The 10,491-nt window shown below is 30.2% G+C and carries 10 protein-coding genes and 1 pseudogene; 7 read left to right on the forward strand and 4 right to left on the reverse strand.

Going from position 1 to position 10,491, the window contains the following annotated elements; translation table 11 throughout:
• The 4 genes and pseudogenes from AABM47_RS00730 to AABM47_RS00745 form a co-directional block, all read left to right on the forward strand.
• Nucleotides 1-182 (forward strand): annotated as a pseudogene (locus AABM47_RS00730) (orotidine 5'-phosphate decarboxylase); the annotation flags it as partial.
• Nucleotide 183: 1 nt separating this feature from the next.
• Nucleotides 184-687 carry a hypothetical protein gene (locus AABM47_RS00735; RefSeq protein ID WP_338409007.1) on the forward strand — a complete coding sequence of 168 codons (504 nt, stop codon included), beginning with the start codon at nt 184-186 and terminating at the stop codon, nt 685-687.
• Nucleotides 684-1,484, forward strand: a complete 801-nt coding sequence (locus AABM47_RS00740) for a helical backbone metal receptor (protein WP_338409008.1) — start codon at nt 684-686, stop codon at nt 1,482-1,484. Before AABM47_RS00735 ends, AABM47_RS00740 begins: the two co-directional genes overlap by 4 nt.
• Nucleotides 1,485-1,537: 53 nt before the next feature.
• Nucleotides 1,538-2,320 carry an alpha/beta hydrolase gene (locus AABM47_RS00745; protein ID WP_338409009.1) on the forward strand — a complete coding sequence of 261 codons (783 nt, stop codon included), beginning with the start codon at nt 1,538-1,540 and terminating at the stop codon, nt 2,318-2,320.
• 152 nt (nt 2,321-2,472) lie between these two features.
• On the opposite strand, the gene AABM47_RS00750 is transcribed toward AABM47_RS00745, so the two are convergent.
• Complete coding sequence (locus AABM47_RS00750; RefSeq protein ID WP_338409010.1) at nt 2,473-3,225, reverse strand: DUF4197 domain-containing protein; 753 nt, start codon at nt 3,223-3,225, stop codon at nt 2,473-2,475.
• Between the two features lie 15 nt (nt 3,226-3,240).
• Here AABM47_RS00750 and AABM47_RS00755 point away from each other — a divergent pair, with 15 nt between their 5' ends.
• Nucleotides 3,241-4,356 carry a TlpA disulfide reductase family protein gene (locus tag AABM47_RS00755; RefSeq protein ID WP_338409011.1) on the forward strand — a complete coding sequence of 372 codons (1,116 nt, stop codon included), beginning with the start codon at nt 3,241-3,243 and terminating at the stop codon, nt 4,354-4,356.
• Nucleotides 4,357-4,439: 83 nt separating this feature from the next.
• Here AABM47_RS00755 and AABM47_RS00760 read toward each other — a convergent pair whose 3' ends face one another.
• Nucleotides 4,440-5,540: an OmpA family protein gene (locus AABM47_RS00760; RefSeq protein ID WP_338409012.1), complete on the reverse strand. Its 1,101-nt coding sequence runs from the start codon at nt 5,538-5,540 to the stop codon at nt 4,440-4,442.
• 202 nt (nt 5,541-5,742) lie between these two features.
• Between AABM47_RS00760 and AABM47_RS00765 the strand changes: the two genes are divergently transcribed.
• Entirely contained in the window at nt 5,743-9,168 is a 3,426-nt protein-coding gene (locus AABM47_RS00765; protein WP_338409013.1) for a methylmalonyl-CoA mutase family protein, read from the forward strand.
• Between the two features lie 49 nt (nt 9,169-9,217).
• Here the strand turns inward: AABM47_RS00765 and AABM47_RS00770 are convergent, their stop codons facing one another.
• Nucleotides 9,218-9,358, reverse strand: coding sequence for a hypothetical protein (locus AABM47_RS00770; RefSeq protein ID WP_338409014.1), 141 nt, complete (start codon nt 9,356-9,358; stop codon nt 9,218-9,220).
• Nucleotides 9,359-9,386: 28 nt separating this feature from the next.
• Nucleotides 9,387-9,950, reverse strand: coding sequence for a DUF1543 domain-containing protein (locus AABM47_RS00775; protein WP_338409015.1), 564 nt, complete (start codon nt 9,948-9,950; stop codon nt 9,387-9,389).
• An 89-nt stretch (nt 9,951-10,039) separates the two neighbouring features.
• On the opposite strand from AABM47_RS00775, the gene AABM47_RS00780 reads away from it, so the two are divergent.
• The coding region (locus tag AABM47_RS00780; protein WP_338409016.1) for a hypothetical protein at nt 10,040-10,491 on the forward strand (452 nt) is incomplete at its 3' end.

Genomic DNA, 10,491 nt, shown 5'->3' on the forward strand with positions numbered 1-10,491 from the left:
GTGCTCAAGGTGGAAATTTACAAGATGTTTGTAAATACGGAATGAATGATTCAGTCGGACTTTTAATAAATTCTTCTCGTGGAATTATTTATGCTTCCAATCAAGAAGATTTTGTTCAAAAGGCTAGGGAAGAAGCTAAGAAATTACAACAAGAAATGGAAGAAATTTTAAATAAAAAATAGCATGACTAAAAGAGATTTTTTTAGAATAATAATTAAAGTTTTTGGATTGTATTCAATGTTTTTAGCATTGTTTACTTTCTTACCTTCAACCCTTTCAAATGTTGTTATTTACAAAGGTGAAGTTTGGATGATACTAACAATCTTAGGCTCAATTCTTTTAATTATAGCTTTATTTTTTATTTTACTTTTTAAATCAGACTTTATCATTGATAAATTAGGATTAGATAAGGGGTTTGATGATGATAAATTGATTTTTGGTGATTTTAAAAATGAGCAAATATTTAAATTAGCGATTCTATTAATAGCTGGTTTTATGATTATTGATAATGTTCCTAATTTTATGTTTGAAGTTATTAACATATTTAAGTATAAAGTTTCACACAAACCAATTTATGGACATGAAGTTAATTATTTTAATTTCTTTTCATCAATTGTAAATATAATTATAGGTTTTATTTTTATAAACAATTATAAAAGTATAAGCTCATATTTAGATAAGAAATGATTAGCTTTACAGACCAAATAGAAAATCTTCATACTTTTATTTCAACTCCAAAAAGAATTGTTTCCATTGTTCCTTCACAAACCGAATTATTGTATGATTTAGGCTTGGAAGATTCTATTGTTGGAATTACAAAATTTTGTGCACATCCAATTCATTTTAAGGCAACAAAAACCGTTGTTGGAGGAACAAAAAACATCAATTTTAAAAAAGTAAAAGCATTACAACCTGATGTGATTATTGCCAATAAAGAAGAAAACACCAAAGAAATTGTTGAAGAATTAAGTCAAATTTGTCCAGTAATTGTAACTGATATTTATTCTATTGAAGATAATTTACAAATGATTTTAGACTTCGGAAAATTATTTAGTAAAAGAACAGAAGCTCAAAAATGGCATGATAAAATCAATTTTGCTTATCAAGATTTTCAGAGTTTCATCAAAGATAAACCTTCTAAAAAAGCAGCTTATTTTATTTGGAAAAACCCATACATGGTTGCAGGAAAAGATACATTTATCAATTCTTTATTAGAACTCAATAATTTTAAAAATATTTACAAAGTAAAAGGAAGATATCCAGAAGTGGAATTAAAAAAGATTTGTTTAGAAGGTGATCCTGATGTAGTTTTTCTTTCGTCTGAACCTTATCCTTTTAAAGATGAAGATGCTTTTGATATTGGACGCTTTACCCATCATGCAAAAACAGTTTTTGTTGATGGAGAAATGTTCTCTTGGTATGGTACTAGAATTTTAAAGTCTTTTAAATATTTTAAAATTCTTCATGCTAAAATTTATGAATAAATTAAACATTGTTATAAGGATTAAAGTTCTAAATTTGAATAAAAAATAAACTATTGCTTTCATTTTCAATTTACAAAAACGAATTAAGTCAAGATTGGATAACCTTTGTGCATGGTGCAGGAGGAAGTTCTTCAATTTGGTTTAAACAAATTAGAGAATTTCAAAAACATTATAATGTTTTGCTTTTAGATTTGCGCGGACATGGAGAATCAAAAAGTAAAATTAAAATGACTTCTTCAAAATATACATTTAAAGCTATAACAGAAGATATTTTAGAAGTAATTGATTATTTAAAAATTCAATCTTCACATTTTGTAGGTATTTCATTAGGAACAATCCTAATAAGACAATTAGCAGAAGATCATCCTACTCGTGTAAAAAGTATGATATTAGGTGGTGCTATTTTAAAAATGAATTTTCGCTCTCAAATATTAATGAAAGTGGGTAATGTTTTTAAATATGTTTTGCCATATTTGGTACTTTATAAATTGTTTGCTTTTATAATAATGCCAAAACAAAACCACAAACAGTCGCGGTTATTTTTTATAAACGAAGCCAAAAAATTATATCAAAAAGAATTTATAAAATGGTTTAAACTAACCGCAGAAATTAATCCTTTGCTAAAGTATTTTAGGCAAATTGAAATATTAATTCCAACTTTATATATAATGGGTAGTGAAGATTATATGTTTTTGCCTTCTATTCGAGCAGTTGTAAAAAATCATTTTAGTTCGTCACAACTGTCGGTTTTAGATAATTGTGGACACGTTGTAAACATTGAGCAAGCGCAAAAGTTTAATGAAATAAGTTTAAAATTCTTAAAAAGAATAAAATAAAAAAATGCTGTACACTATGCACAGCATTAATTTTTAATATAACTAACTTAACAATCAATATAATTTCACTACAAATTTACCCTCTTTTGTTGCAGTATAGATTAATTTGATGTTATTTAAAAGTTATTAAAAAAACACACATCCTTGTTTAGTTATCTATTGTCTTGCAAAGCAAATACTTTTTTTAATATAGGAGTGGATCTGGAGTTTAATGTGGTTCTAATGCTCAGTTCTTCGACAGCTATCATTTTAAAAACACCATCCATGGTTTTACGAGTAGTATAATCTGTTAAATTTGGATTAACTTTTTTTACAAACGGAATTTTATTGTATTTTGAAATGATATTGGACCAAACTTTAGTTGCTCCAACTTTTTCAAAAGAGTTTTGTATAACCGGATTAAATTTTGAATATAAAGCTGTAGAAGTTGAACTTTCTAAATAAGTTGTAGCAGCCGTATTGTTTCCCATTAAAATGTTTTTAGCGTCAGAAAAAGTTAAGTTTTTAATAGCATCTGTAAAAATTGGTGTTGCTTCCTTAACGGCGTCTTCAGCAGCTCTATTTAACACCTTTATTCCTTCATCTGCTAAGCTAGAAAGCCCAATTTGTCTTAGCTTAGTGTCAATAATTTGCAGTTCTTCGGGCAATACAATTTTAACCAATTCGTTTTGCAAAAACCCATCTATAGCCGTTAATTTAGTCACTTGCTTTTCAACTCCTTTGTCTAAGGCTCCTTTTAGTCCATTTGAAATATCTAATTGACTTAATTTTAAATCACTTAGTGGTGTTTGCTCTACTATTTGTAGCAATTGTGCACAGCTTGATGTAGATATAATTAAAGATAAAAAAAGGATAGCCTTAATTTTATAAAATTGTCTTAATTTTGGTATGTTTGTTGTTATCATAAAGGAAAGTTAAAAATGAAAAATTTATATGTAATAGCTTTATTTTTTCTTACGTACGATTTGTCAGCCCAATCTGCATCGATATCTGAAGTTATATCTCAAAACAAAATTACTTTATTTTCAGAACAAAAGCTAATTGTAATAGACTTTTGGGCTACTTGGTGTGCGCCATGTGTATTTGCAACCAAACAACTTGAAATTTTACAAGCGCACAACAAAGAAAAAGTATTTGTTGTTTCTATTTCTGATGAAAACGAAACTAAAATTAGATCTTATTTAGAAAAAAGGCCTATCGACTTAATGGTTGTTTCTGATTATGAAAATGTTACATTTCAAAAATACAACATTTTATCAAGACCACATGCTGTTTTGCTTGATTTAGAAGGAAATTTATTATGGAAAGGTCATCCTTCTGATTTAACACAGGAAAAGTTAGATCAATTTTATACCCTTCATTCAAATGATAATTCTAAAGAAAATATAGATAAAATAATAAAAAAAAGTGACAATAAAAACAACAGTTCTTATAAAGTATTGTCAAACAATGACTCTATTACCTATAATGAGTTAGAATCTGACGAAGAAGAACTTATTGAAACAGAAGATGAAGTTTTTTTTAAAGGTTCACTTTCAGATTTATATTTTATATTGAAGCAAATCAATTCCTTTGATTTGAAATTTTCAGAGGGCACAAATAAAAAATTACAAATCATATCTAAGAAACAATTTTGGATAACAAGTCCGGATCAAATTATCAAAGAAGCGTTATTGTATCTAAATTTAAAAAGCGAACAAAATATAATAGAAATTGAAGGTTATGAAATTGTAGTTAAAAATGAAAAATTATTATGGGATTCTAATCAGTTCAATTGGGATGGTAGTTTGCAAAACTACATGATAGGAACCGATAGGATACAGGCCGACAATATGGACATTCATTCTTTGTCTAGTTTGTTAAGTAATGCAAAACAAAAACGTTTCTTTTATTTAGGAAATGATGAAAAGCTATATGATTGGGATTTTCAATTTCTATATGAAGATTTAATGTTTGAAGAATTAAGCAGTTCATTTGGAATTGAAATTAAGGCAAATGCAATAAGTTCAAATGTGATTCATATTCAAAAAAGATGATATGACAAGTAGAATATAAAATAAGTTTAAAAAAAAAGGAGCAGCTAATCAGCTGCTCCTTTTTTTTAATCTAAAATGGTTTATTATAAAATTCTAAACTCAGTTCTTCTGTTTAATTGATGTTGATTTTCTGAACATGCTACTCCATTAGAACAATTATTTTTTAATTGTGACTCTCCGTAGCCTCTTGCTTCTAATCGATCTCTAGATATGCCTTTAGAAACTAAATAATTAACAACCGATTGAGCTCTTTGTTGAGATAATGATTTGTTGTAGCTATCATTTCCTCTTGAGTCTGTGTGAGACATAATTTCAACTCTTAAATTTGGTTTGTCATTCAATAGTTTTAATAAGTTTTGATCAATATCTTCAGTAGATCTAGAGGTTAACTTTGCACTGTTGTATTCGTAAAGGATATTTAATAAATTATTAGTTCCAACTAATGAACAATCAACTTCTTCCCAAACAGTAACCCCTCCTTTTTTTACCAATTCCGTTTTAGTAACAGTTTTAGTAACAGCTGCTACTACTTCTTCAGTTGTGCTAGCTTTTCTATCAACAACCTGTTTTTTTATAACCGAATATTCTGCGGGTATAATTACCTCTTCTGTTCTTGCAGGAACTTTAATACTAAGTTTTTTGTAAGACGATTGTTGGGCAGATATACTTGCTTGATTGGTACTTGCGTCTTTACTTAATGTAGTGATGCTTACCGCTTCAGATTTAGAAGGGTATTCAACAAAGCATAATGTCATACAGTCTTCTTTGTTTGCAGATGGGCAGTTTTTCATTTTTGTATATTCCCATTTTCCAGTAACTGGATATGTTTCTACTGTTTTAGAATCTTTGCCAAAACTAGCAGGCAAAACAGATAAAGTTTCTATTCCTTCTTTTGCAGTATAGGGCACTGTAGTAGTTTCGAAAACAGCTGGCACATAAATTAATTTTTTTGTAGCTTCTTTAACAAGTACTTTTTCTTCTATAGTTTTAAATGTTCCAGGAACTATTGTAAGTTTTTTGTAAGCAGGTGAAACTTGAATCGTTTCAGTCACTTGTTTAAATTCATCTTTAGTGATACACTTGATGTAACACTTTCCAGGTGTCGGATTAGCCGGAAGTTCTTGAGCTACAGCTCCAAAACTATAAAAAGCAAGTGTAATGGATAATAGTGTAATTCTTTTCATGTTTAATTTTTTTTATTTGTTAACTTATTTACAAATCTATATTTATAAAAAACCTTTTATTATTGTATTTGGTTTTAATACATGTCAACTAGATAAATGACATCATTTATTCGATTAAGTATTATTTTATTTAAGAGTAGCTTTCATATGATTATATTATTTATTTCGTAAATTGCGACTTAAAAACTGATAATTATTCAATATGGAGCCTCAAATCCCTTATATACCTGTTAATAAAGTTAGAATTGTTACTGCCGCTTCACTTTTTGACGGTCATGATGCTGCTATTAATATCATGAGAAGAATTATTCAATCAACTGGTTGCGAAGTGATTCACCTTGGACATGATAGAAGCGTTGACGAAGTCGTAAACACGGCAATTCAAGAAGATGCAAATGCTATTGCAATGACCTCGTATCAAGGTGGGCACATTGAATATCTAAAATACATGTATGATTTACTTAAAGAAAAAAAGGCAAGTCATATTAAAATATTTGCCGGCGGTGGCGGGGTTATATTGCCTACAGAAATTGAAGTATTAGAAGCTTATGGAATAGAAAAAATATATTCTCCAGATGATGGTCGTGCCATGGGGTTACAAGGAATGATTAACGATTTAGTAAAAAGATCTGATTTTGCTGTTGGAGATGTATTAAATGGTGAAATCAATCACTTGGATGAAAAACGCATAACGGCTATTGCTCGTATAATTTCATCAGCCGAAAATTTTCCTGAAGTAGCAAAGAAAACTATGGATGCCATTCATAAAAAAAATCAAACATCAAAAACACCTGTTTTAGGAATTACAGGTACGGGTGGTGCAGGAAAGTCATCTCTTGTAGATGAATTAGTAAGGCGTTTTTTAATAGACTTTCCCGAAAAAACAATTGGGATAATTTCTGTCGATCCATCAAAAAGAAAAACAGGTGGCGCTTTATTAGGTGACAGAATACGAATGAATGCTATTAACAATCCTAGAGTTTATATGCGTTCACTAGCAACACGACAATCTAATTTGGCTTTGTCTAAATATGTCAATGAAGCAATTCAGGTGTTAAAAGCAGCAGCATATGATTTAATTATCCTTGAAACTTCTGGAATAGGTCAGTCTGATACCGAAATAATCGAACATTCAGACGTTTCGCTATATGTTATGACGCCAGAATTTGGTGCTGCAACACAGCTCGAAAAAATAGACATGCTCGATTTCGCTGATTTAGTAGCCTTAAATAAGTTTGACAAACGAGGCGCTTTGGACGCCATTAGGGATGTAAAAAAACAATACCAACGCAATCACAATCTTTGGGATAAAAATCCAGATGACATGCCCGTTTTTGGTACTATTGCGTCACAATTTAATGACCCTGGCATGAATACCTTATATAAGTCTATCATGGACAAAATGGTCGAAAAAACAGGTGTTAATTTAAATTCGACGTTCAAAATTACACGTGAAATGAGTGAAAAAATATATGTAATTCCTCCTCACAGAACCCGCTATTTGTCTGAAATTGCAGAAAACAATAGAAAATATGACGAAACTGCACTTTCTCAAGTAGAAGTTGCTCAAAAATTATACGGGATTTTTAAAACGATTGAATCGGTAAACGGAAATATTCCCGAGATTGATAAAGCAGGAATCGTAGCAGATTCTTTAAACAGAACAGAAGAAAATAAAGTGTTTTTAGAATTGTTATTGCAACAATTTGATAAAATAAAAATGGATTTTGATGCCTACAATTGGGAAGTAATTTTGTCTTGGGATGAAAAAGTTCAGAAATATAAAAATCCGTTTTACACTTTTAAAGTACGTGATAAAGAAATTAAAATAGCAACGCATACCGAATCGTTATCGCATTCTCAAATTCCTAAAATATCATTACCAAAATACAAAGCCTGGGGCGATATTTTAAAATGGAATTTACAAGAAAATGTTCCTGGAGAATTTCCATTTGCATCTGGATTATATCCTTTTAAGCGTGAAGGAGAAGATCCAAGTAGAATGTTTGCAGGTGAAGGTGGACCCGAACGAACAAACAAACGTTTTCATTATGTAAGTGCAGGTATGCCAGCTAAGCGTTTGTCAACCGCTTTTGATAGTGTTACCTTATATGGAAATGATCCCGATTTGCGTCCCGATATTTATGGAAAAATTGGAAATGCTGGAGTTTCAATTTGTTGTTTAGATGATGCTAAAAAATTGTATTCAGGTTTTGATTTAAGTCATGCTTTAACCTCAGTTTCCATGACAATTAATGGGCCTGCACCTATGCTCTTAGGGTTTTTTATGAACGCAGCAATTGATCAAAATTGTGAAAAATATATTGTTGAAAATAGTTTAGAAAAAGATGTTGAAGCTCAAATTGAAACAATTTATAAAACAAAAAAAACAAAAAGGCCACAATATCAAGGAACATTGCCTAAAAGCAATAACGGTTTAGGTTTAATGCTTTTAGGGGTAACAGGTGACCAGGTTTTACCTTCAGCTATTTACAACGACATTAAAATTAAAACATTAACTCAGGTTCGTGGAACAGTGCAAGCTGATATTTTAAAAGAAGATCAAGCTCAAAATACCTGTATATTTTCAACAGAATTTGCCTTGCGTTTGATGGGTGATGTGCAAGAGTACTTTATCAAAGAAAAAGTTAGAAATTTTTATTCTGTTTCCATTTCGGGTTACCACATTGCAGAAGCAGGAGCAAATCCTATTTCGCAATTAGCATTTACCCTTTCAAACGGTTTTACTTATGTGGAATATTATTTGAGTCGTGGAATGAATATCAATGATTTTGGACCTAATTTGTCCTTCTTCTTTTCTAACGGAATTGATCCAGAATATGCTGTAATAGGACGAGTAGCTCGTAAAATTTGGGCGAAAGCCATGAAAAATAAGTACGGGGCAAACCAAAGAGCTCAAATGTTAAAATATCACATTCAAACTTCGGGTCGTTCGCTGCACGCACAAGAAATTGATTTTAATGATATTCGTACCACATTACAAGCATTATATGCCATTTATGACAACTGCAACTCGTTGCATACAAACGCTTATGATGAAGCTATTACAACGCCAACAGAAGAATCGGTGCGAAGAGCCATGGCTATTCAGTTGATTATTAATAAAGAATTAGGCTTAGCCAAAAATGAAAATCCAATTCAGGGTTCATTTATAATTGAAGAACTAACAGATTTGGTTGAAGAAGCAGTTTTATTAGAATTTGATAGAATTACAGAACGTGGAGGTGTTCTTGGTGCCATGGAAACCATGTATCAAAGAAGTAAAATTCAAGAGGAGTCTATGTATTATGAAATGTTGAAACATACGGGTGAATTTCCAATTATTGGTGTAAATACATTCTTGAGCTCAAAAGGCTCTCCAACGATTATTCCAGCTGAGGTTATTCGAGCTACAGAAGAAGAAAAGCAATACCAAATTGATATGTTGGCGCAATTGCATAAAACAAATGCAGATAAAATTGATAAACAAATCGAATTACTGCAAACGGCAGCTATCAAAAATGAAAATCTTTTTGAGTTGTTAATGGAAGCAACAAAAGTGTGTTCATTAGGTCAAATTACAAATGGTTTGTTTGAAGTTGGTGGGCAGTATAGACGCAATATGTAAATTATAGTACAATTTTAATACAACATAGACCTCTCAGAAATGGGAGGTCTTATTTTTTTTCTTCATTAAATTTGCGAACAATAGTTTTCAGTTTTTCTGCACGTGCAACTTTTTTAGCTTTAGCTTTGTCTTGCTCTTTGTGTAATTTATCGTTGTGTTTTTTTATATTCTTTTCGGTGTTTCTTCCCATAGTATTATGTTTTTTTTTAGCGGTGCGCTTATTTAATTTTTTCCAGTTTTAAATACCCAATGTGTTTTTTGTCTTCTGTTTCAATATCCGTTTTTGTGATTTTTAATTGAAATTTTGATTTAATTTCATCAGATAAAACATCTTTAATTTCATACATATCATCTACATCAACCCCAAATTTATCATCAATGTGCGAAGTTGCTTCTTTAAAACCACAATGCTTATAAAAAGCTGTTTGTTTGCTTTTTTTAATTGCTTCTGCTTTGTTTTTGGCTACAGCTAATACTTTATAGTGGTATTCTTCAAATTCATTTTCTTTATAACCGCCAAGATTTATAAAAAATAGTTTTTCATTATTTTCAACAGTCAAATCTTTTTCAACTACTTCAATTGAAAAACCATCTGTATAGGTTACTTTTTGCCATGCATCTATATGTATTTTTCCCTTTGCTTCTGGCCAAAATTGTTTCATTTCTGAAGTTAATTCTGACAATGAAGCTCCTATTCCAAAAAAAACATCGTGCTGCTCGGTTAGTCTACCAAAAGGTCTACAGCCGATCATAATCATGTATAAATATTTTTTTTCTATCATGGCTCAAATGTACAAAATTTGAATTAATTAATAGTTTGGCACGACAATTGGTTATGAGTTAATAAGTTTAATTATTTAATAAATAAGTTATGAATAAAATTACTCTTTTTTTTGTTTTTATAGGAATGTTTACACTAAACAGCTGTACTGTAAATGATCAGAATGATGATGTGGATAATGACACCATTGCTGAGGTTTTTGAAGTAACTACTTCTTTTGGTTCAAATAATGGTTATAAAAGAAATGTAACTTTTAACCCCCCTATTTATAGCACAGATATGGTGCTGGTATATCATTTATATGAGGTTGATAATGGTGTTGATGTATGGAGATTAATGCCTCAAACCTATTATTTTGATAATGGTGTTGAGTTGGATTATAATTATGATTTTACACAATACGATGTAAATTTATTTTTAGGTTCTAATGTGTTTTTAGACTTTTTTTCATCTGTTTGGACACAAAATCAAACGTTTAGATTGGTTGTGATACCTGCAATGTTTACAAATAGAATGTCTGTAGATTTTAAAGATTATGATAA

This window comes from uncultured Flavobacterium sp. (genome assembly GCF_963925415.1).
Taxonomy (GTDB): Bacteria; Bacteroidota; Bacteroidia; order Flavobacteriales; family Flavobacteriaceae; genus Flavobacterium.